The sequence below is a fragment of the Nocardia sp. CNY236 genome (genome assembly GCF_000482385.1).
In the GTDB taxonomy this organism is placed as follows: Bacteria; Actinomycetota; Actinomycetes; order Mycobacteriales; family Mycobacteriaceae; genus Nocardia.
Map to the genome: position 1 here is coordinate 120761 of NZ_AXVD01000003.1, position 26827 is coordinate 147587.

The window sequence follows — 26827 nt, forward strand, 5'->3', positions numbered from 1 at the left end:
ACCGATTCACCCACTCGATTCGAGGAGATTCGCCATGGAAGCTTTCGCTGTACACAAGGGTGTCGGGGTGCCGCTGCGTCGCTCCAATGTCGACACCGATCAGATCATCCCCGCCGTCTATCTGAAGCGGGTCACGCGTACTGGATTCGAGGACGGATTGTTCGCTGCGTGGCGCACGGATCCCGAGTTCATTCTGAACGTCGAGCCCTACAACCGGGGTAGTGTGCTGGTGGCGGGTCCGGATTTCGGTACCGGATCCTCACGTGAGCACGCCGTGTGGGCACTGGCGGACTATGGCTTTCGGGTGGTCATCTCGTCCCGGTTCGCCGACATCTTCCGTGGCAATGCGGGCAAGGATGGTCTTTTGACCGCGCAGATGTCACAGAACGATGTCGAAATGCTCTGGAAGTTGCTCGAAGAACAGCCCGGGTTGGAATTGGTTGTGGATCTGAAGGCACGCACCGTGGCGGCTGGAACCGTCGTGTTGCCGTTCGATATTGATGACTACACCCGGTGGCGTCTGCTGGAGGGTTTGGACGACATTGGGCTCACTCTCCGCCAAGTAGACGACATCGATGGGTTCGAAAAGGCAAGGCCACCATGGAAACCCGTTACCTTGCCGCAGTATATTTCGGAGACGTAATCACCCGGACAGTTAGCTGGGCGGCCTGAGTGGCGGTAGCTGGACGTGTGCTAAACCACATGAATTTTGGCGTGGCACATAGACTCTTGCCCAAAGTGGGTTTACCGTGGTACCTAGTCGGTCCGACGACGGGCCATTAGTCTGCGGAGGATTCAATGAACAAGGCGGAACTGATCGACGTTCTGACCGAAAAGTTGGGTACAGACAGGCGCACGGCCACCGCGGCGGTGGAGCACGTGGTCGACACCATTGTGCGCGCAGTACACAAGGGTCAAAGCGTCACGATCACCGGATTCGGTGTGTTCGAACAGCGTAAGCGCGCCGCCCGGGTGGCCAGGAACCCGCGCACTGGTGAAACCGTCAAGGTGAAGCCCACTTCGGTGCCCGCGTTCCGCCCCGGTGCGCAGTTCAAGGCGGTGATTGCAGGTAAGCAGAAACTGGCCGCGACCGGCCCCGCGGTCAAGCGCGGAGTGAATGCGCCGGTGTCGTCGAAGAAGGCGGCCAAGAAGACGGCGGCCAAGAAGACGGCAGCCAAGAAGACGGCAGCCAGAAAGGCCACCGCGACCAAGGCGCCGGCCAAGACCACAGCACGCAAGGCCGCTGCCAAGGCGCCGGCCAAGACCACCCGGAAGGCGGCTGCCAAGAAGACAGTGGCGAAGAAGGCGCCTGCAAAGCGGACGGCAGTGGCGAAGAAGGCGCCGGCCAAGAAGGCTGTGACCGCCAAGAAAGCCGCCGCCAAGAAAGCGCCCGCGAAGAAGACCACGGCCAAGAAGGCCTCGGCTCGTCGCGCTCGCTGATCTCGAGCACGAGCGGCTGCCGGATCGGCGCCGAGTGCTCGCGGCCCGAAAGGTTGGGTCCGTTCGCCTCCACGCCGAGACGAGCCCCGGGAGACACCCGGGGCCGTTTTCGGCTGTCCGTGGGGTATCGGTCCCGACGGGGCGGGACGGACCCTCAGCTGGCCGGCGGGATCAGAACTTCACGACCTGAGTCGACAGTGAACGGTCCAGATGGTCGGCGGCAACCAGTCGCCGGTCTGCGAACGACAATACCCACGCACTGCCCTTGCGATTGCGTGCCGAGGGCAACGTGACGCCGTCCCGTTCGGACAGCCACCCCAGCAGATCCGGAATCACCCCACCCTGGCTGCACAGTGCGCGAACATGTGTATCCGATACCAGGTCTCGAAAGCGCTCCCGGGCGTCGCTCGGGCCTGCGGCATAGCCGGTTTCGGAAAACAGTGGCTCGAGTGTGATTTCGACGCCGAGTTTTTCCGCCAGTGGGGCAACCGTCTGTACGCAGCGCAGCGGGTCGGCGGAGTGGATCTCGGATGCTCCGAAGGCCAGCAGATTCGGCACCAGGCCCCGCGCTTGCGCCTCGCCCTCGCGATCGAGCGGCCGCCGCTGGTCGGGTCCGGAGAAACGGTCACGACGCCCCGCCTTTGCGTGCCTGATCAACAGCAGTGTGCTGGTGTGCGCAGGCAGACGGGTGAAGGCCCGCACCACCTGGCGGTCCATCGGATACGACAGCTGGTCCATCACCCTGTCGAGCGGGTACCAGCGCAGTTCGTTCACCTCCGCGTTGGGTGCGAACTGGCCGTCGGTGATTTCGGCGGCCCAGTAGTCGACCCGTTTCAGTCTGCGATGGCCGGGTATCGGATAGGTCACGTGGCCGAGATAGCGGCCGAGGCGGCATTCCAGCCCGGTCTCTTCCCGAACCTCGCGCACCGCAGCCAAGACGGGGGTCTCGCCCGGATCCAGTTTGCCCTTCGGTAGCGACCAATCTGCGTACTTCGGGCGATGGATCACCGCGATCTCGAGTGTTCCTCGGCTGGATCGGCGCCACACGACGGCTCCCGCAGCATGGATATTCGCCGTCACGCGCGGATCCCAGAAGAGTCCACCGCTGTCGTCGAACTTCGTCTCGTCGCTCACCGCTGATCAGGCCTCCGCACCTGCATCAGAAACCCTTGATGGTCGCTGATCTTGTCACCGTTTCCCGACGGGCCGGGCGACGCACGCCAGTTGCCGTCCGATTGCAATTCCCAGCAGCGCACGCTCGGCGACAGCGCGGAGTCGAATACCTCCCCGAGTTGCGCGGTCAAACGCGGATCCTTCACCTGCGCCATCACCTCCACTCTGCGGTCCAGATTGCGGTGCATCATGTCGGCGCTGCCGATCCAGTACTCCTGTTGCGCGTGGAAGTGCAGGATGCGTGAGTGCTCCAAGAAGCGGCCCAGGATCGAGCGAACCTCGATGTTCTCGCTCATCCCGGGCACGCCCGGGCGCAGTCCGCAGATACTGCGCACGACGATCTGTACCGGCACGCCCGCCTGCGAAGCTCGATACAGCGCGTCGATGATCTCTTCGTCGACGATCGCGTTGGCCTTCAACCGAATTCGAGCATCGTGACCGTGGGCAGCCAGTTCGGTTTCGCGTTGAATGCGCTCGATGATTCCCGAGCGCACACTGTGCGGGGCTACGAGTAGATTGCGGTAGTTCTCCTTGCGGGAATATCCGGTCAGCGAATTGAACAGGTCGGTCAGATCGGCGCCGATTTCCGGTGCGGCGGTGAGTAGTCCGACGTCCTCGTACAGCCGCGCGGTCTTCGGATTGTAGTTGCCGGTTCCGATGTGGCAGTAGCGGCGGATGGTGGATCCCTCGCGCCGCACCACCAGGCAGGTCTTGCAATGGGTCTTGAGGCCGATGAGACCGTAGACCACGTGTACCCCCGCCTGCTCCAATGCACGTGCCCACTTGATGTTGGCCTGCTCGTCGAACCTCGCCTTGATCTCTACGAGGGCGACCACTTGCTTGCCCGCTTCGGCGGCATCGATCAGCGCATTGACGATGGGGGAGTCGCCGGAAGTGCGGTACAAAGTCTGTTTGATCGCCAACACCTGGGGGTCGGCCGCGGCCTGTTCGATGAACCGTTGCACGCTGGTGGAGAACGAATCATAGGGATGGTGGACGAGCACGTCACCCTCGCGTAGTGCGGCGAACACGTTGCGTGGCGTCTCCCGCTCGCCGAACGCCGGCGGCGTGGCCGGGACGTATGGCGCGTCCTTGAGATTGGGTCGGTCCACGCCGTACACCTGCCACAGGCAGGACAGATCGAGCAGGCCGGGCACTTGGATCACGTCGGCGGGGTCGACATCGAGCTCGCGCAGCAACAGCTCGAGCATGTGCTCGGTCATGTCGTCGGAGACCTCCAGCCGCACCGGCGATCCGAACCGGCGCCGAGCCAATTCGCGCTCCAGGGCTTGCAGCAGGTCCTCGTCGCGGTCCTCGTCGACCTCGAAATCGGCGTTACGGGTAATCCGGAACGAGTGGTGTTCGACGACCTCCATACCGGGAAACAACAGATCCAGGTGGGCGGCGATGAGTGCCTCCATCGGCAGGAAAGCGGCAATGGGAGAGTTGGTGTCGGTGCGCCGCACACGGACGAATCGGTCGACGTTGTCGGGCACCTTGACGCGGGCGAAATGCTCGCCACCGGTGGCGGAATCCTTCACCGTCACAGCGAGGTTGAGACTCAAACCGCTGATGTAGGGAAAGGGGTGCGCCGGGTCCACCGCGAGCGGAGTGAGCACCGGGAACACCTGGTCCTGGAAATACGCCGAGAGCCGGGGGCGCTCGGCGTCGTCCAGATCGGTCCAGTCGATGATGGCGATACCTTCGGTGGTCAGCGTGGGCAGCACGCCGTCGAGAAAGACGCGGGCATGGCGCACAGCAATCTCTTGGGCGCGTGTCGCGATCAGTTCCAGTTGCTCGCTGGGGGAGCGGCCGTCGGCCGACCGCACCAACAGGCCGGTCTCCGCCCGTCGCTTCAGGCCCGCCACTCGCACCATGTAGAACTCGTCGAGATTCGACGCGAAGATCGCCAAGAACTTCGCGCGCTCCAGCAACGGAAGCGAAGCGTCTTCCGCGAGCGCGAGCACACGAGCGTTGAAATCGAGCCAGCTCAATTCACGATTGAGGTAGCGATCATGGGGCAACCGTGGTGTCGACGCATCGGCGGGCGCGGGTGTCGCCGCCGGAGGAGGGGTGGGAAGCAGCGGCTGCTGCTCGACGGTTTCCGTATCGCTCACCCAACGATCATCCCCCACCGATGGGTAGGTGCGCAGCCCAGAGGAGGGATCGACCTGTGTCTCACACCACTGTGGCGACCGCCTAGCACACGTTAGTGAACGTTCGCGTGCACGCGAGGAGGCCAACCGATGTCGTGTAGGACAGCAGCGGTGGCACTGCCGGCTCCGAGCGCCAGCACACGGTCCAGATCGGCGGCGGTGTCCACATCCAGCCGTAGTCCCGGCCAGTCTCCGGAGAGGTCCACCGCCCCGGCTGCAATGTGGCTATGGGCCGATCCGGGGCCGAAACGGGGCGCAAGCGGAGCGAGCGGGTCACGAACGACCAGCGCGGCGGTGCCTCTTCCGGTGTGGTCGACGACGACGGAGCGCAGGCCACGCGGCGCGGTCGCGAGCATGTCCGACAGCTGTTCGGGTTGCATCGCGGGCAGGTCGGCTTGCAAGGCGAGCAGGTCGGTCGGCCCGTGCGCGAGGCGCACCGCGGTGGCGGTGGCGGCCAATGCAGTGTTGAGTCCGTCGGCGTCGGTCCCGCTCGGTTCCGGATACACCTCGGCGCCGAGTGTTCGGGCGAGTTCGGCGACAGTGGGGTCCGGGGTGACCACGGTGACCGCGACGATCTCCTCGACTGCGGTCGCGGCGCGCACGGTGTCGGTGAGCATGGCCAGCACCAAGCGCGCCCGGTGTTGCGGACTCAAAGAATGGGACAGTCGGCTTTTGGCTCGGTCGAGGCTCTTGACCGCGATCACGGCATGCACGGCGTGCGAGCGCATGCAGCTAATCCTTCCATGGCATATTGAGCGGATGACGAGGGCGGCAGTGCTGGGCGCAGGATCGTGGGGAACCGCGTTCGCGAAGGTGTTGGCGGACGCAGGAACCGATGTCACAATCTGGGCTCGACGGCCCGAGGTGGCCGCAGCACTGGCCTCCGACCATCGCAATCCCGATTACCTGCCGGATATTCCGCTGCCACCGATTGCGGCCACTCACGACCCTGCAGTGGCCCTCGACGGCGCCGATATCGCGGTGTTCGCGGTGCCGTCACAATCCCTGCGAGCGAACGCCACGGAATGGAAGGGGCTGATCGACCCCGATGCGACGTTGCTCAGCTTGGCAAAGGGGATCGAAACCGGGACATTGCTGCGGATGAGCGAGGTGATCGAGCAGGTGACCGGCGCCGATCGCAGCCGGATCGCTGTCTTGTCCGGACCGAATCTGGCGCGCGAAATCGCCGTCGGGCAGCCGGCGGCGAGTGTGATCGCCTGCTGTGACAACGATCGCGCCGTTGCGGTGCAGCATGCGAGCGCGACCGGATACTTTCGGCCGTATACCAATGCCGATGTGGTCGGTTGCGAAATCGGCGGCGCGTGCAAGAACGTCATCGCACTGGCCTGCGGCATCGCCTCGGGTATGGGCCTGGGTGACAACTCGATCGCCAGCCTGATCACTCGAGGCCTCGCCGAGATCATCCGGCTGGGCGTGGTCCTCGGCGCGGATCCGGCCACACTGGCCGGCCTGGCCGGGATCGGCGACCTGGTGGCCACCTGCACCTCACCGTTGTCGCGCAATCGCTCCTTCGGCCACGTGCTCGGGGCTGGGGGATCGATGGATGCTGCACAATCGGCTACTCATGGCCAGGTCGCCGAAGGTGTGAAGTCTTGCACATCGATTCGAGCATTGGCTGAGCGGCACGGTGTCGAGATGCCTTTGACGACGTCGGTGCATCAGGTCTGTCACGAGGGACTCTCGGTGCGCAAAGCAGTCGACAACCTGCTCGGGAGGCGGATCAAACCGGAGTGATTCGCCGCCGCGTCACGCGGCGTGGCGGCGGCGGCGACGCCATGGTCGTGCGCCGACAACAGGTACCGTTCGGGGCATGACGAACCGGATCAAGGTGGCTGTGGTGTTCGGCGGGCGCAGCAACGAGCACTCCGTGTCCTGCGTGTCGGCCGGTGCCGTGCTGCGCAACCTGGATCCGGACAAGTACGAGGGCGTGCCGATCGGTATCACCACAGCGGGCCGCTGGGTTCTGGGTGGTGTCGATGTGGCTTCTTTGGGAATCCGTGACCGCGCCCTGCCGTCGGTAGACGGCAGCGACACGGCATCGGCGGCGCCCGAGACGCGGCCGAGTGCGCCCCTGGCGCTCGCGGATCTGGGCTCCGCGTTGAGCTCGGTCGATGTGGTGTTCCCGCTGCTGCACGGACCGTTCGGCGAGGACGGCACGATACAGGGCATGCTCGAGCTCGCCGGGATCCCCTACGTCGGCGCCGGCGTGCTGGCCAGTGCGGCCGGTATGGACAAGGAGTTCACCAAAAAGCTGCTTGCGGCCGAAGGATTGCCGGTCGGCACCCAGGTGGTGCTGCGGCCCGATGCCACAACCCTGTCCGAGCAGCAGCGGCAGCGCGTAGGGCTCCCGGCGTTCGTCAAACCGGCCCGCGGCGGGTCGTCGATCGGTATCTCCAAGGTGACCGACTGGAGTCGGTTGCCTGCAGCGATCGCTACGGCGCGGGAGCACGACCCGAAGGTCATCGTGGAGGCAGCGATGGCTGGACGGGAAGTGGAGTGCGGTGTCCTGGAGTTCCCGGACGGGCGCGTCTCGGCGAGCGCAATCGCGGAGATCCGGATTCCGGACGACAACGACGCTCCCCAGCCGGACTTCTACGACTTCGACACCAAATACCTCGATGACGTCTGCGAATTCGATGTCCCGGCCAAGCTGGACGACGAGGTCTGCGACCAGATAAGAGAACTGGCGGTGCGCGCCTTCGCGGCGCTCGATTGCCAAGGGTTGGCGCGAGTGGATTTCTTCGTCACCGAACAGGGACCGGTGATCAACGAGGTGAACACCATGCCGGGGTTCACCGCGATCTCGATGTTCCCACGCATGTGGGAGGCCACCGGCCTCGACTTCGCGGAGCTGACCTCCGTCCTGGTCGAGACCGCGCTCGCCCGCGGCACCGGCTTGCGCTAGCCTTGCTGGCCAGCGCTGCCGGCGGTATCACTCGGGAAGTGGTCCAGGGTCGATCGGTTGGGCGGGCACGGCGGCGCTGATGGTATCGGAAACCACTTGCAGCGGGGTCGGGCCCGAGCCGTGCGCAATGGTGAGAGCGACGTAGGTTCCCCGATCGACAGCGAACCACGTGCTGACCTCGACGGTTGGGTCCCTGACCTCGAACCATTGGACACCGTTCACGATCTGCAATGCCGAGGCGCGGTTGAATTCCAGGGGCCGGTCCAATCCACAGCGAAGCACGATGGTGTCCTCGCCGCCGTCGTCACGCTGCCACGCGCGGGTCGCCGGCGGCGCCGGCTCGACGATCGTCGATTCGGTGAACTCACTCAGAGTTGCCGGTAGCGCGGGCAGCAGCGCGGCGCATTCCGGGCCGTCGGCAGCAGGAGCCGGCACCGCCGGCAGTACCAGCGGTTCACGCTCCACCGGTGCGCGGTTGGCCAGCACCGCGGCTACGATCACGCCGACGACCAGAGCGACGGGAAGGGCCGCGGCGGTGGCGATGCGCGCCGGAGAATAGGCAGTCGCCGGACGCGAGGAAGACGGGGCGTCAGGGCTGTCGGTCGTGTCTTGCGATGATTGCGCCACCGTGGTCACCTGTCCTTGTCGTCCGAGCCGAGCGGCAGCCCCCGGGAATGGCGAGAGCCGGCCCGGGTGGCGCTCGAGTGCCTTCGAAAGGGTACCGTCGGGCCCATTCCAGCAAACACCGCGCCGGAGAGGAATGGCGATCAGCGACAGCAGCGCTCCGAGGACAGTCCGCGAACTGGGGGAGTTCGCGCTGATCGATCGCATCAATGCCGGCCGGGTGCAGGCTCCTGCCGTCGTGCTCGGTCCGGGTGACGATGCGGCGCTCGTTATGGCGCCGGGCGGCCGGGTCGTGCTGACGACCGACATGCTGGTGCAGGATCGCCACTTTCGACTGGACTGGTCCAGTCCCGCAGATATCGGCCGCAAGGCGATCGCACAGAATGCCGCCGATGTGGTGGCCATGGGGGCCATGCCAACTGCCTTCGTCGTCGCACTCGGTTGCCGCGCCGACACTCCGCTCGAGGTGATCGACGACCTGGTGGACGGTCTGTGGGCCGAGGCGATCCGAGCAGGTGGATCCGTGGCGGGCGGAGATCTGGTGTGTAGCCGTGAGCTGATCGTCTCCGTCACGGCCATGGGCGCGTTGGTCTCCGGTTCGCCGATCGAGCGAGCCGGTGCCCGTGTGGGCGATGTGGTCGCGGTGTCGGGACGGCTCGGCTGGTCGGCTGCGGGGTTGGCCGCCTTCACCGCCGGGGTGACCGGAGCCGAGGTCGAGCAGGCGCTGGCCGCTCACCGGGTGCCGCAGCCGCCGTATGCGACGGTGCTGGACGCGCTACAGGATCGAGCAATCGATTCTCCTGCGGGGCAGCGGGTGCCCCAGCGACCGAACATCGGGCTGCACGCGTTGACCGACGTTTCGGATGGTCTGTTGGCCGACCTCGGACATATTGCCGGGGCCTCCGGCGTGGCCATCGCCCTCGATTCGGCAGCGCTGCACGATCCGGCGCTCGAGCCGATCGCGGCAGTGTTGGATGCCGATGCCGTGCAATGGATCCTGACCGGAGGCGAGGACCATGCCTTCGTCGGTACCTGGGCGCCGGACCGTCCGCTACCTGCCGGATGGCTCGCGATCGGTCGAGTCGAGGCTGGCGCGGGACTCACCGTGGACGGCGCGGCCACCATCGGCGATGGTGGGTGGGAGTCCTTCCGCGCAACCGGGTCCGGCGCCCGATGGTGATCCAGACTAAGTTGTCCGGTCATGGACGCGAAACCATTGTCGGATGTCATCGATCCCGCGTGGGCCAAAGCACTCGAACCGGTGGCCGATCGGATTGCCGCACTAGGCGATTTCCTGCGAGCCGAGAATGCGGCCGGCCGTGGTTACCTGCCCGCCGGGAACAATATTCTGCGGGCCTTCCAGCAGCCATTCGACGCGGTGCGCGTGCTCATCGTCGGCCAGGACCCCTATCCAACCCCTGGGCACCCGATGGGCTTGAGCTTCTCGGTTGCGCCGGACGTTTCCCCGGTGCCGCGCAGTTTGGTCAATATCTTCAGCGAATACAGCAAAGACCTCGGCTATCCGACACCCGCGTGTGGTGACTTGAGTCCGTGGTCCGAGCACGGTGTGCTGTTGCTCAACCGCGTACTCACCGTGTCACCCGGCAAGCCCGCCTCCCATCGGGGCAAGGGATGGGAAGCCGTCACCGAGCAGGCGATTCGCGCCTTGGTCGCCAGGGATGAGCCGTTGGTGGCGATTCTGTGGGGGAAGGACGCCGCGACACTGAAGCCGTTGTTGGCCGAAGCTGAAGTCCCCGCTATCGAGTCCGCGCATCCATCGCCATTGTCCGCGTCACGCGGCTTCTTCGGTTCTCGACCCTTCTCGCGAGCAAATGAGCTATTGGACGAACTGGGTGCGGAACCGGTTGACTGGCTGCTGCCCTGAGTCGGGCTGCAAGGCCGGACCGGAAGCATCGAGTGAGGAGCTGTCCCATGCACAACACCACCGCCCGCAGCGCGCTGCGGGCCACAACCGCGGCGGCCGCGATCTGCGCCGCGCTCACCACCGCCACCGGCGCGGCTGGTGCGGATTCGCAGCCGCTGCGGCTCGAGCCCGCCACCGAAGCCACGGTAGTTCCGGTTGGCCAGGAGGAATATACCTCCACAGGCTCGTCCACCATTTCCGCGACGGTCCATGCCAAGGTCGCATGCCTGCTCTTCGCGGGTAACCTCCGCTGCTGAATCCTCCGGCCAGAGGTTCGTGTCGGCGGCTTTCGCGCATTGTGCGATGCTACAAATCGTGAGCAATGTGAATGATCTTCTCGAACCATCTCGGCTTCGATTACGCGGGGCGGGCGGGATCGAGCTGGCTGCCGACCAGTTCGGTCCCGCCGACGGCCCGCTCGTGGTGTTTCTGCACGGGGGTGGGCAGAACCGTCACTCGTGGAAACAGACCGGCGCGCAACTGGGTGCGACGGGGATGCGGGTGATCACGATGGACGCGCGAGGACACGGTGACAGCCAATGGGCGCCCGACCGCGACTATCGGCGCCAGACCATGGTGCAGGACCTGTTGCTGGTGCTGGAACACCTCGACGCGCCCGCGGTGGTCGTCGGCGCCAGCATGGGGGGAGTCACCGGCTTGCTCGCCGCCGCGGAACCCGGCGGCAAGGCGATCAGTGCCTTGGTGCTCGTCGATATCGTTCCCCGGCCCGAGCAAGAGGGAATCAGTCGGGTGATGGATTTCCTCGGCAAGCATAGGGACGGTTTCGAGAGCATCGAGGAGGCAGCCGAAGCGGTCGCGGAGTATCTGCCGCATCGCCCACGGCCGAAGAACACCGATGGTCTGTTGCGCAACTTGCGCGAGCGCGATGGTCGGTGGTACTGGCATTGGGATCCGGATCTGCTCGGTGACTTCCGCAGCCGAGCCGAGGATCCGGCCTTGGTGGTCGAGCAGATGGAGCATGCCGCACGCCAGCTGAGCATTCCGGTGCTGTTGGTCCGCGGAATGCGTTCGGATGTAGTGAGCGACGAGGGCGCCGAGGCATTCCAGCAACTGGTGCCGCATGCCCAACTCGCGGAGATCGGCGGCGCCGCACACACTGCGGCAGGCGATGACAACGATTCTTTCAACGACGCGGTAGCGGAGTTCGTCCTGTCGATTCAGCGGTGACGCGGGTTCGGGCCAACCCGCGAGCAATCGGTACCGGGCACTTCGAGGGGTACCGGCCCACGCACCATGCGCACTTCAGGTGTGCAGGTGAAGGGCTCGATCCTGCGGGTGCCATCGAATTCGAACCCGTGTTTGCGGTAGAACGCCTGCGCGCGTCCGTTGTGTTCGAAAACCCATAGAGAGCACGACTTCGCCGGGTCGAGCGCGGCCCGGAGGAGGTCGTCGGCCACGCCGGAGCCGTGCCAGGCCGAGCGCACGTAGAGCGCGTCCAGGTCCATGAGCGTGGCCGCGTGTGGCGCTCGGGAAGGACCGCCGCTGGCGAATCCGATGACCGCCTGGTCGATCAACGCCACCTGCACGCGACCGGGAGTTCGGATGCGCTCGCGTTCCCACCGATCGGCGCAATGAGCGATATCGAACGCATCGAGTACGTGCCCGGGAACCAGGCGCCGATACGCTTCGCGCCAACACGCAATGTGGCACTGCGCGAGGCTGTATATATGTTCGGCGGCCAGCGACCGGACAAGCCACGGGCGCTGGTCCTGGGCTACCACGCTCGGCCGAAGCCGAGGAGTGTGCAGTCGGTCGTGATCGATCCGATCACAGCGAGGCCCCGGACAACCGAAGCAAGTCGCCGGGGCAGATGTCGACGAGGCGGGTGATCAGCGGCACGATCAGCCGCGGACCACCTTGCCGGCCTTCAGGCAGGAGGTGCACACGTTCATTCTCCGGGTGTTTCCCGGCGCGACCTGCGCGCGAACCGTCTGGATGTTCGGGTTCCAGCGACGGTTGGTGCGCCGATGCGAGTGCGAGACCGACTTCCCGAAGCCGGGGCCCTTGGCGCAGACGTCGCAGACGGCAGCCATAGTCGCGAACTCCTTCATGTCATGGCGGGGTCGTCGCTTCGCGGCGCGGCGATCCCTGGATCGATGTCGTGACGTGCCTTGCTGGTCGCAGCCAGCACAGACCGCACCGGAAGCGCAAGGCAACCGTGTAAGGGTAGCCGTGGCAGCGCTGATCCACCAAACCGGTCCCCGGAACACCGGCGCGCAGTTGCCGGCTTCACACGGGGATTGCCCGCTAATCTGGCGGTGGTGGTGCGCGTGGCGTATGGGAAAGAGGTGACGGTGTCCGGAGCAGGGGATGTCATGGACGGCGCGGCGTTGCTGCGTTGGGGTCACACCTGCGTTGCCGAGTTGGAACACCGACGCGAGGAGATCAACGCACTCAATGTCTTTCCGGTCCCGGACGCGGACACCGGGACCAATCTCCTGGCCACCATGCGTTGCGCGCTCGGTGCGGCGCGCACGGCCGAACGGGACGCGTATGGGGTCCTCGCCGCGATGGCGCACGGCGCCACGATCGGGGCTCGCGGGAATTCCGGGATCATTCTGTCCCAAGTGCTGCGCGGTCTTGCCGAGGCGGTGCGTGGCGGGCCACTGACCGCGGACAGGTTGCGCATTGCCCTCGCCAGAGCCGCCGAGTTGGTGCGCGAGTCGTTGAGTGTGCCCATCGAGGGGACCATCCTCACGGTATTGGACTGTGCGTCCGTTGCTGTGGCGGCCTGCCCGGACCATTCTTTGGCCGATGTAGCACTCGCGGCGGCCGACGGCGCGGCCAAGGCGCTCGGTGATACGCCGTCTCAACTCGGTGTGCTGCGTGAGACCGGTGTTGTCGACGCGGGTGCACGGGGACTGGTAGTGCTCTTGGACAGTTTGGTGTCGATCACCCGTGGTGATGCGCCCACGCGACCGGAATACGCCCGACCCACGATGGGCGCGACTCGGCTGGTTCCGGGCGCCCATGCCGAGCCGTCCGCCGAGCCGCGGTACGAGGTGATGTATTCGTTGACCGGCGCCGACGAGTCGTCGGTGGCGCAGCTCCGAACGCGTCTCGGCGAGCTCGGCGACTCGGTGGTGGTCGTCGGCGATGGCGATCGGTCCTGGTCGGCGCATGTGCACTGTGCGGATGCGGGCGCGGCAGTGGAGGCAGGGCTGGCGGCCGGCGCGCTGAGTCGAATCCGCATCGAGAACGTCGTGGTCGCATCGCAGCGCCCGGCTCTGGCTTCTCCCGAGGAAAGCCTGGCGGCTGCTGGCGATGACGCGTGGATGAGCAGCACGGTCGAGATCGAAGGGATAGCGGAGTTCGACCCGGTGAGCGCATCGGTGGCCGCTACCCCTACGGAGCCTTCGTCGGTTGCCGCCGATCGGGGGGTGTTGGCGGTGGCGACCGGACGTGGCGCCACCGTCTTGTTCGAGGAAGCGGGTGCGAGGGTGCTCGTGGGCGCACCGTCGGTCACCGCAACCACGCTTCTGGGCGCCATCCGGCGCATGCCCAACCGTGAAGTACTGGTGTTACCCAACGGTGCGCTGCCTGCGCACGAGCTGCTCGCCGTCGGTGTCGCCGCCCGTGACGCGCAGCGCGATGTGCTGTTGTTGCCGAGTGCGTGCATGGTGCAGGGACTGGCCGCGTTGGCCGTACACGACCGCGGTCGGATCGCGGTGGACGACGCGTTCGCCATGTCGGAGGCGGCCGCCACCACGCGGTGGGGCTCGTTGCGGGCCGCGTCCGGGCGGGCACTCACCATGGTCGGTATGTGCGAAGCGGGCGACGGGCTCGGGCTGGCCGGCCAGGATGTCGTCGTGATCGACCGCGATGTGCGCGCGGCCGGGCGGACGCTGCTCGATCGGCTGCTCGCGTTCGGTGGTGAGTTGGTCACCCTGCTGATCGGGGAGGCAGCGCCGAGCGAACTGGGCGACGAACTCGCTGCGCATGTCGAGCGGGAATTCCCCGGTGTCGAGGCGATCGTGTATTCCGGTGGGCAGCATGGTGATTTGGTGCAGATCGGAGTGGAGTAGGACATGGCGGTTCTGAGCGATCGGCTCGACCACATCTTGGGGGCGAAAGCGGCCGGCCAGTTGGCCGATGCCTTCGACATGCGCACCGTCGAGGATCTGCTGCGGCACTATCCGTTGCGCTATGCGACGCAGGGTCAGCCGCTCACCGAAGAGGCGCCCGAGGACGGTTCGCACATCACGGTCGTCGGGCGGATCACCAAAGCCGACTTGCGGCCGATGCGCAGCCGCCGCGGGTCTCTGCTGAAGGTGGTGCTCGACACCGGTTCGGGCCGCAATGTCGATGTCACATTCTTCAATGGTGACAAGGTGAAATACGTTGTGCGCGAGGGTATGCGGGCGATGATGTCGGGCACGGTGAACTACTGGCGGCCCGGTCAATGGAATCTCAACCATCCCGGTTATCTGATTCTGCCGCAGGCCCCGGCCGACGACACGGCCGGCCCGTTGACCACGGTGCGTGGGGGCGGAGATCTGCGCGGTCTTGCGCGGAGCGCGAAAGATGGTGATGGCGTGGATCTTTCGTTCATGGAGCGTGACCTCATCCCGATCTATCCGGCGACTGCGAAGGTACAGAGCTGGGATGTGCTTGCGTGTGTGCGTCAAGTTCTCGACCAGCTCGACCTGGTCGAGGATCCGCTGCCGGAGCAGGTACGGGCCGAGCGCGCCTTGCTGGACATATCCGATGCGTTGCGGTTGATTCATCTGCCCGATCACAAGACCGATGTCCCGAAAGCCAAGGATCGTCTTCGATTCGACGAAGCGCTCGCCCTGCAATTGGTGCTGGCCGATCGGCGGCACGAGGTGTCCGGGCGTCGCGCACGCGCCTGTGCGCCCCGAGGCGATGGTATCGCGGCCGCGTTCCAACGCCGGCTGCCGTTCGACCTCACCGAAGGCCAGCAGCGGGTGATCGCGGAGATCTCCGCCGACCTGGAGCGCCACCAGCCGATGCACCGGCTGTTACAAGGAGAGGTGGGTTCGGGCAAAACCATCGTCGCATTGCACGCCATGCTGCAGGTCATCGACGCGGGTCTGCAGTGTGCACTGCTGGCACCGACGGAAGTGCTCGCCGCGCAACACTATCGATCGTTACGCGAGATGCTCGGCGAGCTCGGCGTCGCCGGAGAGTTGGGGGCAGCCGAGCATGCGACCCGCGTCGTGTTGGTGACCGGGTCGATGTCGGCGTCGGCCAAGAAAGCCGCGTTGCTGGAGGCAGTGACGGGCGGAGCGGGCATCGTGATCGGTACCCACGCGCTGATCCAGGACAATGTCGAGTTTTTCGATCTCGGCATGGTGGTGGTGGATGAGCAGCATCGTTTCGGGGTCGAGCAGCGTGATGCGCTGCGCGCCAAAGCGAAGGCCGACGCCAGTCCCCATCTTCTGGTGATGACTGCGACTCCGATTCCGCGCACCATCGCGATGACCACCCTCGGCGATCTGGAGACTTCCACACTGACCGAGCTGCCGAAGGGCCGCGCACCGATCGTCTCGAAAGTGGTTCCGCGAAAGGTGCATCCGAATTGGGTGGATCGCGCGTGGGAGCGGATCGCGGAAGAGGTCGCCGCCGGACGTCAAGCCTACGTGGTGTGTTCCCGCATCGGTGACGACGACAGCGGGGCGGACACCACGCGGACCGTGCGGAAGCAGTCCGGCGCCGGGGCGAAGGAGGGGCCGACCACCCAAGCGGTACTGGATGTGTACGAGACACTGCGCACCGGGCCGCTGTCGGAGGTTCGGGTCGGATTGCTGCACGGCAGATTGCCGGCGGACGAAAAAGACCAGGTGATGACCGCATTTCACGAAGGGACAGTGGATGTGCTGGTCTGTACCACAGTGGTCGAGGTCGGGGTCGACGTGCCCAACGCGGCCGTGATGGCGATCGTCGACGCGGATCGGTTCGGCGTCAGCCAGTTACATCAGCTGCGTGGTCGGATCGGTCGGGGTGAGCATGCGGGTTTGTGTCTGTTGATCACCGATACCGCACCTGGCGGATCGGCGATGGCGCGGCTGAATGCGGTGGCGGCTACCAACGACGGTTTCGAACTCGCGGTGCTCGATCTGCGTACGCGCCGCGAGGGAGATGTGCTCGGGGCGGCACAGTCCGGCACGGTTCGTTCGCTGCGTCTGCTGTCGTTGTTGGACGATCTCGAGGTCATAGCCGCCGCACAGGAATTCGCCCGCGCGGTGGTGGAATCCGATCCGGGTCTGGTTGGGCACCCGGGTTTGGCGGGCATGATGCGCGCCGCAGTCGATGCCGACCGAGTGGAATATTTGGCCAAGTCGTGAGGCCCGAGCAAGAGGTTCGACCAGCTGGACTGCAGGCCGCATCGGTGGTGTTCATGAGCTCCGGTCCAGTGGTTGGAGGTGTTCGCATCCGGCGGCCACGACAATTCGAGTAGTCGAAGTGTCGCTCGCCTGGACCTTCCGCGCCTCGCCCGCCGAGAACCGGATCACCATGATCGATGGGCAGCCATGACGACGAAGCCGACCGCTCCGGGCTACCGCGATATCTCCGGTATCTCGCAGAGCCGGAACGAAATTCAGATCCGCAGTGCGGCTACGAGGCTCGGCTAGGATTTGGCCGAAACCAGCATCTGGCACCTCGACTCCTACGTGCCGGCCGAACTGGTCACGCTCGTCGTTGTGGGCACATCCCCGGTACGAACCTACTCGCGGCGGCTACCGAACCTGTTCGACACTTGACGGAGATCTGCCCACCAAGATGGCAATCGGAAGAAGGTGAGAACGTGGCGGTGAGATGCGACCCGGCGGTCCGACCTGGAACCGGCGGCCGGTGCGTTTCCGACCATCGCCGGTAGTGTCGGCGCATGGCTAAGTCGGACGAGATGCGGTCGGACGAGATGCGGTCGGACGAGATGCGGTCGGACGAGATGCGGTCGGACGAGATGCGGTCGGACACCGTAGTCGTCGGGGTGCGTCGAGTATGGGGTGCGCCGATTTTTGTGCTCGGCGGGCTACAGTTGCTGGTGGTGTTGGACGGCACCGTGGTCGCGCTGGCGCTGCCGAGCATGCGTGCCGCCCTCGGATTGACCGAGTCGGCCGGTAGTTGGGTCATCACCGCATACGTACTGACATTCGGCGGCCTGATGCTCTTGGGCGGTCGGCTGGGTGACAGCTTCGGACGCAAGCGGGTGTTCGTCGCGGGTGTGGCGATGTTCACATCGACGTCGTTGCTCTGTGGAGTCGCCTGGGACCAACCCAGCTTGATCGTGGGACGTGCACTGCAAGGAATGTCGGCCGCGGTGGCTGCTCCGACTGCAATGGCGCTGATCGCCACCACGTACGCGCCCGGGAAGCCTCGCAGCCAGGCATTCGCCATCTGGGCGGCCTTGGCCGGTGTGGGCTCGGTAGCCGGACTCGTCGCAGGTGGAGTGCTCACCGAATTGTCGTGGCGGCTGGTGTTCTTGATCAATGTGCCCATCGGTGCTGTGGTGGCGCTCGGCGCGTTCGCCGTTCTGCGCGAATCGCAGGGACCGCGGACCGTGCTCGACCTGTCCGGCGCGGTGCTCGCGACCCTCGGCGTCACCGCGCTGATCTTCGCGGTGAGCAAGGGGCCGGGCGGTTGGGGTCGCCCGATTGTTGTCGTCCCCCTGATCGCGGCAGTGGCGCTGGTGGTGGCTTTCGTCGTCGTGGAATCGCGCACCCCGAACCCGATCGTGCCGTTGACCATGTTCGGTAACCCCGATCGCGTCGCGGCCTTGGGCGCGATCGCGGTGGCCGGCGCGTTGATCATGTGTTTGGCGGTGTACATCTCCTTGTATCTACAAGAGGTTCTTCGCTTCTCGCCGTTGTGGAGCGGGCTGGCCGTCGTACCATTCGCTGTCGGGCTCGGTGCGGCTGCGGCGCTGGCATCCAGGCTCGCTGTACGGTTTCAGCCTCGATGGCTGGTGATCATCGGGGGATCGATCGTTCTCGTCGGCTGCCTCTATGCCGCCGTTGTCGCAACCCGGCAGCCCGGCTACTTTCCCGGCATCGCTGGCGCCGTCATCGCAGTCGGGTTCGGCGTCGGACTGGCGATGGTCCCCTTGACTCTGTCCGTGGTTGCCGGTGTCGGCGCGACCGAGATCGGCCCCCTCACCGCGCTCGCGCAGGTCGCGCAGAACCTTGGTGGCGCCCTCGGGTTGGTCGCGGTCGGGGCGGTGGTTACCTCACAGACAGGCTCGTCTGGTGGCCCGACCGCTGGCGTCTCGGACTTGTCGCCCTCGGAAATCCAGGTATTGGCCGATGGATACGGGACCGCGTTCGCGTGCTGTGCGGCGATTGCGGTCTTTGCCGGCGTGGTCGTGCTGATGATGCGGTTCACTCCGAACGACATTGCGGAAGGACAGGCGGCGCGACAAGCCGCCTACGCCCAACCGGATCCCGCCGATGGAGGTCTTGGAAGGATTCAGCCCTTGTCTTCGGAATAGCAGATCTTCCACCGACCGTCCTCCTTGACCAGGTGCTCGGTCGAGGTGGTGTCTGTTTCGGGTCCCTCGCCGGGAAAGTCCACGGTGAATACGCCGGTGATTTCTGCGGTCGCCTTGTCGCGGGTGATCGTGATGTCCTCGACCGTGTCGATGTCGATGTCGAACGACGTGGAGCGGAACGCTTCCTTGTCAGTGGTGGACATCGCAGCGAATTCAGCGCGGTCGAGCGCGCAGGATTGCTCGACCGCCGCGCGGAACCCCTCGGAGTCGAGTGTGGCGTAGAAGTCACGAATCGCCGATTCGACCTTCTGCTCGTCGGAGGCCACCGGATCGCCTTGTCGTGTGGTCGAATACACAGCTGCCGTCACCGCGCCGACGATCACCAATGCCGCGACCACGACTGCCCCGACGATCAGTCTGTTGTTACTGGTTTTCGGCGGTTGTGGTGGTAGCGACTGCGGCGGAGCGCCAGGGGGCGGATAGCCATGTGTCGGCGGATAACCAGGGGGCGGGTATCCCTGTGCCTGCGGTGCTCCAGCGGGTGAATACCCGTGAGCTTGCGGCACTCCAGTGGGTGAATACCCGTGAGCCTGCGGTGCTCCGAGGGGCGGATATCCCTGCCCCGGTGGCGCGTTGGGGGGCGGATTCCCCTGCCCCGATGGATAGCCAAATGATTGCTGTGGTGGGTGATGTGGTTGATTCTGCGGCGGTTGCCAACGTGGCGGATACGTCATGTCGTCCTTTCGGCCCGATCCCCGGGGTGCCCGCCATTATGCACCAACGCACGGCAGCGGCCGGGAACCCAACCCTCGGTGTATCGCAATACCTTTGGGCACCTCGCAGCAAACGTTCCCGAACCGGAAACCGATCGAGGCGGAAAGTTCGTCGGCACCCTGTGACGCGAAGACTCACATCTGGACTTCGCGGTCGTCGGGCTCCCGACCGAGTGGTTGCTCATGGCTGGTTCGGTCACTGGGCCGAACGATCGCACGACCACGGCGCGTAGTCGCGGCATTCCGCGAGGCTCGACCATGGTCGGAACGATCACCTCGTCGGTGAAAACCTGTCGCGCGCACTCGACTGTCGCCAGCTGCAGGCTTTCCTTGTTCTCGAAGAGCGTCGCGATACCACTGTTGTTGCGGCCGGGTCGATCAACGGCCGACGCGTGGGTAGGGCAGGTCGGTGCTGGTGTGCTCGGGAACTGCCAACGGGCTGCCGATGTGTGGAAACGCCCGCTGCGCGCAGGTGGGTCGTTCACAGACCTTGCAGCCAGCACCGATCGGCACCGTCGCGGTCGGGTCGTCCAGCCGCAGGCGGGATGAATACACCAGCCGATCAGCGTATTCCACATCGCATCCGATAGCGATCGCGAAGTTCTTTGCCGCGCTGCCGAAGCCGTGTGGCATGACCGAAGTCGTGCGGGCGATCCACACGTAGCGGCGTCCGTCGGGCATTTCGGCGATTTGAGTGAGGGTGCGTCCGGGATGGGTGAATGCCTCGTACACCACCCATAGTGGGCAGCTGCCGCCGACTCGGGAGAAATGGAAAGCGGTGGCGGATTGGCGTTTGGAGATATTGCCGGCGCGGTCGGTGCGGACGAAGAAGAAGGGAACGCCGCGCTGCCCCTGCCTTTGGAGGGTGCTGAGTCGATGACAAATGGTTTCGAGACCGACTTCGAAACGTAGGCACAGCAAGTCGAGGTCATAGTGCAGTTCCTCGGCCGAACGCAAAAATCGTCCGTAGGGCAGCACCAGCGCGCCGGCAAAGTACTTGGCCAGCCCCAACCGCGCCAGCGCCCGGGATTCCCCACTGAGTGAGGGGTTTTCGGACAGTACGGCATCCAATTCCGCCCCATAGACCAGGAAGGCCAGGGTGATGCCGATCTGGAACGCGCGCTGACCGGGGTGTAGGCGCCGGGCCAAGGTCAGTGTGCGGGTTTCCGGGTCGTAGTGCCGTCTGGGCACCGATGGGTCTGCGCCATCGCCCCGCACGAGGACCGTGACCCCGGCGCGTTCTTCCGCGATCCGCGCCAGTTGCCGATCCAGTGAGCCGATGGTGAGGCCGGACTGCTCGAACAGGTGCTCGGCAGCGGTATCGAGTCGCGCGATGTGGTTGTGGTGGTCATAGAAGAAGTCGCGCACGTCCTCGTAGGGAGTGGGTACCCCGGGTGCCCCCGTGGGCGTGGCCATTCGTGCCGAGAGCAGGTCGAGCTGATCGGTGGTGGCGCGTAGCCGGCGGTGCATCGCCACGACGACCTTGGCGAGTTCGGGTTGGCGGGTGGCGAGATCCTCCACCTCGGCCACCGGCGCGCTCTGTCCGCCCGCGGCATCCATGAGCACGTCGTGCAGGTCGGACACGAGGCGGGCGTCGGAATCGGCGGCGAAGAAATGGACGTCGAGGTCGAAGGTGGTGTTGAGTTTCAGCAGCACCGGAATGGTCAACGGACGCTGATCACGCTCGAGTTGATTGAGGTAGCTGGGCGACAGGTCCAACGACTTCGCCAGAGCCGCCTGGGTCAGCCGCCGCTCTTCGCGCAATCGCCGAAGTCGAGCCCCCGCATACATCTTGCGCACGGACACGATGGTAGTGGCCAGAGTTCGCAATCATCGCAATATTGCGGGCGTTTTTCGAAGGAATCCGCGTATGCGGAGGTGTCCCGGAACAGGGCGATCTGCGTAGCGTGCGAAGTGGGTGCCGCCGAGGCTCTCCGGAGCAGGATCGCAGGGTGGAATCGTGCAGCTTCCGACCCTGGTCGACCGGATGATTGCGCCGACGAAGCGACCGTGCCGGCGCGAGTCCGCCCTCTTCCCAAGCGAGCGGTTGCTTGGTTGAATTGGGTGGTCGGAAGCCCGACCCATGGCAGCAGGAAAGTGAGCCACTGAATGTCCAGTCCTGATGAAATCGTGCGTGCGATGTGTCGAAGCTGGTCCGACCCGGATCCCGACCGGATCAGCTCGTACTTCGCCGCGGACGCCGTCTATCACAACATTCCGATGGAACCCCTCGTGGGGCGCGACGCCATCCGTGAATTCCTCGCAGGGTTCCTGACCACCTTCGAAGCCGTCGACTTCGACATTCACCACCAGATTTCGTCCGGAAGTGTCGTCATGAACGAACGCACCGATACGTTGCGCGGCGCAGGTCGCACTACCGAGCTTCGGGTCATGGGCTACTTCGAGGTCACCGACGGCGCCATCAGCACATGGCGCGACTACTTCGACATGGGCGCCATCAATCGAGCATTCGGGCTCTAGGAAGCCCACACCATGGTGTGCTCGTGCAGCTACCGATTACGTCTGGGGCGCAGCAGAATTCGACACGTCCTGGGAACCGAATCGCGCGTGGGCGCGTCGAAGGTGAGTGAGGGGGAATACACGAGTCGTTCGATACCTGCGAGGAGGGGTTTGCCGATGGAGCGTTGTTCTGGCTGCCATACGGCGTGGCGGCGGGGGATGCGGTGGCGGGCGCGGGGGCTACCGGTCACACGAAGTCACGAGCCGTGTGATCGGTATACCTCGCGGCGGAAGCGGCCGCGGCCGGAACCGGAAACCGATTGAGGCGGACAGTTGTTCGGCGCCCCCAGTGCCACCAGGGGGCGCCGATCACCGCGAGGGGGAAGGTATCACCGCACGGAAGCGGCCGCGGCAACCATGTTGCGTAGGGCTGGTTCTACCTCGGTGCGGCTTCTGGTCTTCAGCCCACAGTCTGGATTGACCCACAGGCGTTCGGCGGAAACGGCTTTCAACGCCTCCCGCAGCGATGCGGTGACCTCTTCCACGCTCGGCACCCGAGGTGAGTGAATGTCGTATACGCCAGGGCCGACACCGAGATCGAAACCTGCGGCATTGAGGTCGTCGAGTACCTCCATGTGTGAACGCGCCGCCTCGATCGAGGTCACGTCGGCGTCCAACCCGGCGATCGAGTCGATCACGTCGCCGAACTCCGAGTAGCACAAGTGAGTGTGAATTTGCGTCGCGTCCGACACCCCGGACGTTGCGAGGCGGAACGATTGCACCGACCAGTCGAGATAGGCGGGGCGATCCACCGCGCGCAGGGGAAGCAGTTCACGCAGCGCCGGCTCGTCGACTTGGATGATCCGAATGCCGGTCGACTGCAGATCCACCGTCTCGTCCCGGATGGCCAGCGCCACCTGTCGTGCGGACTCGCCCAGCGGTTGATCGTCACGGACGAAGGACCACGCGAGAATGGTCACCGGACCGGTGAGCATGCCTTTGACCGGCTTGTCGGTGAGTGACTGCGCATAGTCGATCCACTCGACCGTCATTGGTTGCCGCCGCGTGACGTCGCCGAACAGGATCGGCGGGCGTACGCAGCGGGTCCCGTAGGATTGGACCCACCCCTGCTCGGTGGCCGCGAATCCCTCGAGTTGCTCGGCGAAATACTGGACCATGTCATTGCGCTCGGGTTCACCGTGCACCAAGACGTCCAGCCCCAGTTCTTCCTGCAGGGCGACGGTGTTCGCGATCTCGGCGCGCATCCGGGCAATGTATTCCGCTTCATCGATCTGTCCGGTGCGCCGCGCGGCCCGTGCCAGGCGAATGGCCGAGGTCTGCGGGTAGGAACCGATGGTGGTGGTCGGCAGGGTCGGCAGTTGCAAGCGCTCCCGTTGCAGTTCGCGGCGCTGCTCGGCGGGAGCGCGGCGGAAGGCCTCCGGCTTCAGCGCGGCCACTTTGGCCCGTACCTGCGGATCGTGCAGTCGTGGATCCGATCGTCGCGCAGCGAGCGCTGCACGCGCTGCGGCCAACGCGGTGTCGATCGACTCCGGACCGGCACGCAGCCCGCGCGCGAGCACGTTCACCTCGGCGACTTTTTCCGCGCCGAATGCCAGCCATGACCGCAACTGCTCGTCCAGTCGGGCTTCTGCGGTCAAGGTGTACGGCACGTGCAGCAGCGAGCACGAACTCGAAACTGCGACGTGCGCTGCGACTCGCGATAGCTCGCCGAGTGTGGACACAGCGAGGTCGAGGTCGGTGCGCCACACGTTGCGCCCGTCGACCACCCCGGCAACCACCAGCTTGTTCGCCAGCACTGGCACGTGTGCCAGCGCAGAAGGATCTGTGCCGGAGGTGAAGTCCAGGGCGATGCCCTCGATCTCGGTATCCGCCACCGCTGCGAGTGCGGCATCGGGATGTCCGAAGTAGGTCGCGACCAGGATCGCCGGGCGATCGCCGCCGGCCGACAGCTCGGTGTAGGCCGAGTGCACCAGGTCCATCTCGGCGGCGGTCAGGTCGGTCACCAGGATGGGTTCATCGATCTGCACCCACTCGGCTCCGGCATTGGCGAGCCGACGCAGCAGCTCCCGATACAGGGCAACCAGTTCGGGCAGTCGGGTCAGCGCCGACCCGTCGGCCGACTTCGCCAGCTTCAGGAACGTCAGGGGGCCGATCACCACCGGCCGCGCCGGCGCCCCTAGTTCGACTGCTTCCTGCAGCTCGTCCAGGGGCTTTTCTGGATGTAGCGAGAACGTGGTGTCCGGGCCGATTTCGGGCACCAGATAGTGGTAGTTGGTGTCGAACCACTTGGTCATCTCCAGTGGCTCGACCGTCTCGGTGCCGCGCGCCGCGGCGAAATACCGATCCAAGGGGTCGGCGATATCCGCCACCCGCGGCGGTAGCGCGCCGAGCAGGACGGCAGTGTCGAGCATCTGGTCGTAGTAGGAGAAGGTGCCCACTGGAATCGAGTCCAGGCCTGCTGCGCGTAACTCGGCGAGTTGAGTGCGGCGAAGCTCTCGTGCCGCGGTGTGCAACGCCTGCGCGTCGATCGTGCCGGCCCAATAGGCTTCGGTTGCTCGTTTGAGCTCGCGTCGCGGCCCCACCCGAGGTAACCCGAGAACCGTTGCGGTGAACTGCTTTTGCTGTGAAACAGTCACAATATTCTCCATTGCTGAGGACGAAGCCACCGCCATACGGTTGGGTGAACAACCGTGCGATCGGCCGGGCGTGTGCCCTGCGCAGGAGCCCGACGAATCTGCTGGTGATCCACCCGCCCAATCCACGGGGCGGTGACCGCCGGATACGGCGTACCCGGCACGGCTGGCAGGTTCCGGACTCGCAGGACCGCTCGGGTGCGGCTGCGGCGTACGCCGAGCGCCCCTTCAACCGGCTGTCGTCGCTGTTCGAACCGGGCCCGACGGCTCACGGGTTCGGCGCGGCTGACGACGGTTGTTCCTGCATACCGTTGCGGGACAGTCCCGGATTTTCACCGGGTTCCCTCTCGCCCATCGTGACGTTGCCGTATCGGTGGGCTCGGCCCGTAGCGCGACGTCGGGGCTCCATCTCGTCGCGCGCCGGCGAACCAGCTGCGTTTCGCAGTATAGGACGCTCGGTGGTGGCACCGGCAACAGGCCCGCCATCCCGAAGTCGCACACATGTTTCCGAACCCAGTGGACTGACGCTGCTGGGCGCCCAACTCGAGGCGTTGACGCGACAGAACACTCGGCACCAGTTCGAGGTGATCGTCTCCGACAATGGCTCACCGGTCGAGGTGAGCTCCTTTGTCGCAAATCATCCAGCGCGCGAACGACTACGGCAGCGCCATGTCGATGCCTCCGGACACGGCAGCGCCATGTCGATGCCTCCGGACACGGCAGCGCCGCGTTCGCTGGGGATCGCCGTCGGCCAGCTTCGCGGTCGTGTCTCGAAGTCGCTAGCCACCGAGCAGTTCATCTTGCCTGCGCGGGGTACAGCGCAGGCTCCGAGAGTGCGGTGTCAGTCGCGCAGGACGCGTGCCAGGCGTTCGATGCTCTGCCCCCAGCCGTCTTCGGCGCCGTCCTGCGGGCTGAGTGGGCCCGGTGCGTGCAGATGGAAGTGCATGGTCGTGGTGCCATCGCCGGTATCGGTGAAGGTCACCGTGACCATGGACGCAGCAGCGGAGCCGTCGCCGGTCGGGTCGCCCCAGGCGAACACCAAGCGCTCGGGTGCGATGATCTCGCGAATCACGCCGGTGCTCGGATAGGCACTGGCGTCGCTGTCGGACACGTTCACCCATTCGTACCTGCCGTCGACCCACGGCTCGATCAAAATTTGCTCGAGTGGCGTCGAGAAGCCGTGTGGGCCAGCCCATTCGGCGAACTGTTCCGGGTCCAGCCACGCTTGGAAAACCAGATCGCGTGGTGCGTCGAACATACGGACTATGGTGAACTCGCGGTCGCTCATCAGCGGATCGTCTCCTCGTGTGTAGGGTGCGGCGCCGGGTCGGCAGGACCTTTCATCCATTCGGGCGCTGCTTCGGGGTAGCGGGTGCGAAAATCCATCAGGCCGGCCCAGGTAGGCCGTACTGCGATGCGCTCCATGCGGGGTGCGCGCGCCGACAGCAGGGCGAGATCCTGCTCGACTCGCTCGGATCCGCCTTTGCGCAGTGCCGCCGCATATTCCGGCAGCAGGCCGTGGACCTCGCTCACCTGCGCCGGCCCGCGGATCAGTAGCACCTCTGGCGGAGTGCTGTTGGTGTCGATCGTGATTGCGACCTCGGGCCGGGCACGCAGCATCCGCGATCGTTTGGACGGCGCAAAGCCGGCCATGACGATCTCGGAACCGTTCCACCAGAAGTTGACCGGTATCACCCGAGGTGTGCCGTCGGGGGCGGTGAAGGCGAGCCGTGCGGGAAGGTCGGCGGCGAGCAGGCGTTGCGCCAACTCGGTGTCGAGCAGACGTAGGTCGCCCTGTGGTGGCTCGAGCAGGTCGATCATTCGGGACTGTCCTTTCTCTGTATTCGGCGCAAGTGTTGGTCGAGGTGGTCGAAGCGGGTGTCCCAGAATTTCCGGTAGCCCTCCAGCCAGTCGGTGGCCGTACCGAGCGGCGCGGCTGCCAAGCGGCACGGGCGCCACTGGGCGTTGCGAGCGCGGACGACGAGCCCGGCGCCCTCGAGCACTTTCAGGTGCTTGGAGATCGCGGGCAAGCTCATCGCGAACGGTTCCGCGAGTTCGGTGACGGTCGCTTCACCCTCGGCCAAGCGGGTGAGGATCGCTCGCCGGGTGGGGTCGGCCAGTGCAGCGAAGATTCGGCTGAGTTCATCGTCCGCCATACCGTTATTTAACCAACTGATCAATTAACATGATGGTTAAATAATGGCCGTACCCGAGCACGCTGTCA

General features: G+C 65.5%; 25 protein-coding genes and 1 riboswitch. Of the genes, 13 read left to right on the forward strand and 12 right to left on the reverse strand.

Annotated features, from left to right (window positions below; all coding sequences use genetic code 11):
* The first annotated feature begins 34 nt into the window (after window positions 1-34).
* Window positions 35-643 (forward strand): 3-isopropylmalate dehydratase small subunit, encoded by a 609-nt coding sequence (gene leuD, locus K940_RS0103905; RefSeq protein WP_028476450.1) that lies wholly within the window; start codon window positions 35-37, stop codon window positions 641-643.
* A 155-nt stretch (window positions 644-798) separates the two neighbouring features.
* Window positions 799-1440, forward strand: a complete 642-nt coding sequence (locus K940_RS0103910; protein ID WP_028476451.1) for an HU family DNA-binding protein — start codon at window positions 799-801, stop codon at window positions 1438-1440.
* Between the two features lie 171 nt (window positions 1441-1611).
* Here the strand turns inward: K940_RS0103910 and K940_RS0103915 are convergent, their stop codons facing one another.
* From K940_RS0103915 to cofC, 3 genes are all read right to left on the reverse strand, one after another.
* On the reverse strand, window positions 1612-2574 hold the full coding sequence (locus tag K940_RS0103915) for a bifunctional NUDIX hydrolase/histidine phosphatase family protein (protein ID WP_081706136.1): 963 nt from the start codon (window positions 2572-2574) through the stop codon (window positions 1612-1614).
* Window positions 2571-4730 (reverse strand): RNA degradosome polyphosphate kinase, encoded by a 2160-nt coding sequence (locus K940_RS0103920; protein WP_028476453.1) that lies wholly within the window; start codon window positions 4728-4730, stop codon window positions 2571-2573. Before K940_RS0103920 ends, K940_RS0103915 begins: the two co-directional genes overlap by 4 nt.
* 92 nt (window positions 4731-4822) lie before the next feature.
* Window positions 4823-5497, reverse strand: a complete 675-nt coding sequence (gene cofC, locus K940_RS0103925; protein ID WP_028476454.1) for a 2-phospho-L-lactate guanylyltransferase — start codon at window positions 5495-5497, stop codon at window positions 4823-4825.
* Between the two features lie 31 nt (window positions 5498-5528).
* Here cofC and K940_RS0103930 point away from each other — a divergent pair, with 31 nt between their 5' ends.
* Both K940_RS0103930 and K940_RS0103940 read left to right on the forward strand, forming a co-directional pair.
* Complete coding sequence (locus K940_RS0103930; protein ID WP_028476455.1) at window positions 5529-6524, forward strand: NAD(P)H-dependent glycerol-3-phosphate dehydrogenase; 996 nt, start codon at window positions 5529-5531, stop codon at window positions 6522-6524.
* A 76-nt stretch (window positions 6525-6600) separates the two neighbouring features.
* Entirely contained in the window at window positions 6601-7695 is a 1095-nt protein-coding gene (locus K940_RS0103940; RefSeq protein WP_028476456.1) for a D-alanine--D-alanine ligase family protein, read from the forward strand.
* 27 nt (window positions 7696-7722) lie between these two features.
* Here the strand turns inward: K940_RS0103940 and K940_RS0103945 are convergent, their stop codons facing one another.
* A complete protein-coding gene (locus K940_RS0103945) occupies window positions 7723-8322 on the reverse strand; it encodes a DUF3515 domain-containing protein (RefSeq protein WP_028476457.1) in 600 nt (199 codons plus the stop codon).
* A 133-nt stretch (window positions 8323-8455) separates the two neighbouring features.
* Here K940_RS0103945 and K940_RS0103950 point away from each other — a divergent pair, with 133 nt between their 5' ends.
* From K940_RS0103950 to K940_RS0103965, 4 genes are read left to right on the forward strand one after another with little or no spacing between them, the layout of a single operon-like run.
* Window positions 8456-9499: a thiamine-phosphate kinase gene (locus K940_RS0103950; RefSeq protein ID WP_028476458.1), complete on the forward strand. Its 1044-nt coding sequence runs from the start codon at window positions 8456-8458 to the stop codon at window positions 9497-9499.
* Window positions 9500-9520: 21 nt separating this feature from the next.
* Window positions 9521-10204, forward strand: a complete 684-nt coding sequence (locus K940_RS0103955) for a uracil-DNA glycosylase (RefSeq protein ID WP_028476459.1) — start codon at window positions 9521-9523, stop codon at window positions 10202-10204.
* A gap of 47 nt (window positions 10205-10251) precedes the next feature.
* Window positions 10252-10500 carry a hypothetical protein gene (locus K940_RS0103960; RefSeq protein WP_028476460.1) on the forward strand — a complete coding sequence of 83 codons (249 nt, stop codon included), beginning with the start codon at window positions 10252-10254 and terminating at the stop codon, window positions 10498-10500.
* 58 nt (window positions 10501-10558) lie between these two features.
* Window positions 10559-11431: an alpha/beta fold hydrolase gene (locus K940_RS0103965; RefSeq protein WP_028476461.1), complete on the forward strand. Its 873-nt coding sequence runs from the start codon at window positions 10559-10561 to the stop codon at window positions 11429-11431.
* Here the strand turns inward: K940_RS0103965 and K940_RS26875 are convergent.
* Entirely contained in the window at window positions 11422-11985 is a 564-nt protein-coding gene (locus K940_RS26875; protein WP_051406857.1) for a GNAT family N-acetyltransferase, read from the reverse strand. The genes K940_RS0103965 and K940_RS26875 overlap by 10 nt on opposite strands.
* 120 nt (window positions 11986-12105) lie before the next feature.
* A complete protein-coding gene (rpmB, locus tag K940_RS0103975; RefSeq protein ID WP_011210730.1) occupies window positions 12106-12297 on the reverse strand; it encodes a 50S ribosomal protein L28 in 192 nt (63 codons plus the stop codon).
* 282 nt (window positions 12298-12579) lie between these two features.
* Between rpmB and K940_RS0103980 the strand changes: the two genes are divergently transcribed.
* From K940_RS0103980 to K940_RS26880, 4 genes are all read left to right on the forward strand, one after another.
* Complete coding sequence (locus K940_RS0103980; RefSeq protein ID WP_028476462.1) at window positions 12580-14289, forward strand: DAK2 domain-containing protein; 1710 nt, start codon at window positions 12580-12582, stop codon at window positions 14287-14289.
* 3 nt (window positions 14290-14292) lie between these two features.
* Complete coding sequence (gene recG, locus K940_RS0103985; protein WP_028476463.1) at window positions 14293-16572, forward strand: ATP-dependent DNA helicase RecG; 2280 nt, start codon at window positions 14293-14295, stop codon at window positions 16570-16572.
* A gap of 291 nt (window positions 16573-16863) precedes the next feature.
* Window positions 16864-16989, forward strand: a complete 126-nt coding sequence (locus tag K940_RS33900; protein WP_255342572.1) for a hypothetical protein — start codon at window positions 16864-16866, stop codon at window positions 16987-16989.
* Window positions 16990-17192: 203 nt separating this feature from the next.
* Window positions 17193-18716, forward strand: coding sequence for an MFS transporter (locus K940_RS26880; protein ID WP_051406878.1), 1524 nt, complete (start codon window positions 17193-17195; stop codon window positions 18714-18716).
* Here K940_RS26880 and K940_RS0104005 read toward each other — a convergent pair.
* Together K940_RS0104005 and K940_RS0104010 are read right to left on the reverse strand one after the other, a co-directional pair.
* Window positions 18695-19114, reverse strand: a complete 420-nt coding sequence (locus tag K940_RS0104005; protein ID WP_051406858.1) for a hypothetical protein — start codon at window positions 19112-19114, stop codon at window positions 18695-18697. The genes K940_RS26880 and K940_RS0104005 overlap by 22 nt on opposite strands.
* Before the next feature lie 753 nt (window positions 19115-19867).
* Entirely contained in the window at window positions 19868-21289 is a 1422-nt protein-coding gene (locus K940_RS0104010; protein WP_028476466.1) for a short-chain fatty acyl-CoA regulator family protein, read from the reverse strand.
* Between the two features lie 309 nt (window positions 21290-21598).
* On the opposite strand from K940_RS0104010, the gene K940_RS0104015 reads away from it, so the two are divergent.
* Window positions 21599-21970, forward strand: coding sequence for a limonene-1,2-epoxide hydrolase family protein (locus K940_RS0104015; protein WP_028476467.1), 372 nt, complete (start codon window positions 21599-21601; stop codon window positions 21968-21970).
* Between the two features lie 368 nt (window positions 21971-22338).
* On the opposite strand, the gene metE is transcribed toward K940_RS0104015, so the two are convergent.
* From metE to K940_RS0104035, 4 genes are all read right to left on the reverse strand, one after another.
* On the reverse strand, window positions 22339-24642 hold the full coding sequence (gene metE / locus K940_RS0104020; RefSeq protein WP_028476468.1) for a 5-methyltetrahydropteroyltriglutamate--homocysteine S-methyltransferase: 2304 nt from the start codon (window positions 24640-24642) through the stop codon (window positions 22339-22341).
* A gap of 132 nt (window positions 24643-24774) precedes the next feature.
* Window positions 24775-24951: riboswitch (cobalamin riboswitch) on the reverse strand.
* A 493-nt stretch (window positions 24952-25444) separates the two neighbouring features.
* On the reverse strand, window positions 25445-25891 hold the full coding sequence (locus tag K940_RS0104025) for an SRPBCC domain-containing protein (RefSeq protein WP_028476469.1): 447 nt from the start codon (window positions 25889-25891) through the stop codon (window positions 25445-25447).
* On the reverse strand, window positions 25891-26424 hold the full coding sequence (locus K940_RS0104030; protein WP_051406859.1) for a pyridoxamine 5'-phosphate oxidase family protein: 534 nt from the start codon (window positions 26422-26424) through the stop codon (window positions 25891-25893). Before K940_RS0104030 ends, K940_RS0104025 begins: the two co-directional genes overlap by 1 nt.
* Window positions 26421-26759: a helix-turn-helix transcriptional regulator gene (locus K940_RS0104035; RefSeq protein ID WP_028476471.1), complete on the reverse strand. Its 339-nt coding sequence runs from the start codon at window positions 26757-26759 to the stop codon at window positions 26421-26423. Before K940_RS0104035 ends, K940_RS0104030 begins: the two co-directional genes overlap by 4 nt.
* Window positions 26760-26827: the final 68 nt, after the last annotated feature.

What these genes read in the sequence shown, in the direction of transcription:
- leuD (WP_028476450.1), top strand. Translation starts at nt 35, where the DNA reads ATGGAAGCTTTCGCTGTACACAAGGGTGTCGGGGTGCCGCTGCGTCGC.
- K940_RS0103910 (WP_028476451.1), top strand. Translation starts at nt 799, where the DNA reads ATGAACAAGGCGGAACTGATCGACGTTCTGACCGAAAAGTTGGGTACA.
- cofC (WP_028476454.1), bottom strand. Translation starts at nt 5,497, where the DNA reads ATGCGCTCGCACGCCGTGCATGCCGTGATCGCGGTCAAGAGCCTCGAC.
- K940_RS0103930 (WP_028476455.1), top strand. Translation starts at nt 5,529, where the DNA reads ATGACGAGGGCGGCAGTGCTGGGCGCAGGATCGTGGGGAACCGCGTTC.
- K940_RS0103940 (WP_028476456.1), top strand. Translation starts at nt 6,601, where the DNA reads ATGACGAACCGGATCAAGGTGGCTGTGGTGTTCGGCGGGCGCAGCAAC.
- K940_RS0103950 (WP_028476458.1), top strand. Translation starts at nt 8,456, where the DNA reads ATGGCGATCAGCGACAGCAGCGCTCCGAGGACAGTCCGCGAACTGGGG.
- K940_RS0103955 (WP_028476459.1), top strand. Translation starts at nt 9,521, where the DNA reads ATGGACGCGAAACCATTGTCGGATGTCATCGATCCCGCGTGGGCCAAA.
- K940_RS0103960 (WP_028476460.1), top strand. Translation starts at nt 10,252, where the DNA reads ATGCACAACACCACCGCCCGCAGCGCGCTGCGGGCCACAACCGCGGCG.
- rpmB (WP_011210730.1), bottom strand. Translation starts at nt 12,297, where the DNA reads ATGGCTGCCGTCTGCGACGTCTGCGCCAAGGGCCCCGGCTTCGGGAAG.
- K940_RS0103980 (WP_028476462.1), top strand. Translation starts at nt 12,580, where the DNA reads ATGGACGGCGCGGCGTTGCTGCGTTGGGGTCACACCTGCGTTGCCGAG.
- recG (WP_028476463.1), top strand. Translation starts at nt 14,293, where the DNA reads ATGGCGGTTCTGAGCGATCGGCTCGACCACATCTTGGGGGCGAAAGCG.
- K940_RS26880 (WP_051406878.1), top strand. Translation starts at nt 17,193, where the DNA reads ATGCGGTCGGACACCGTAGTCGTCGGGGTGCGTCGAGTATGGGGTGCG.
- K940_RS0104015 (WP_028476467.1), top strand. Translation starts at nt 21,599, where the DNA reads ATGTCCAGTCCTGATGAAATCGTGCGTGCGATGTGTCGAAGCTGGTCC.
- metE (WP_028476468.1), bottom strand. Translation starts at nt 24,642, where the DNA reads ATGGCGGTGGCTTCGTCCTCAGCAATGGAGAATATTGTGACTGTTTCA.
- K940_RS0104025 (WP_028476469.1), bottom strand. Translation starts at nt 25,891, where the DNA reads ATGAGCGACCGCGAGTTCACCATAGTCCGTATGTTCGACGCACCACGC.
- K940_RS0104030 (WP_051406859.1), bottom strand. Translation starts at nt 26,424, where the DNA reads ATGATCGACCTGCTCGAGCCACCACAGGGCGACCTACGTCTGCTCGAC.
- K940_RS0104035 (WP_028476471.1), bottom strand. Translation starts at nt 26,759, where the DNA reads ATGGCGGACGATGAACTCAGCCGAATCTTCGCTGCACTGGCCGACCCC.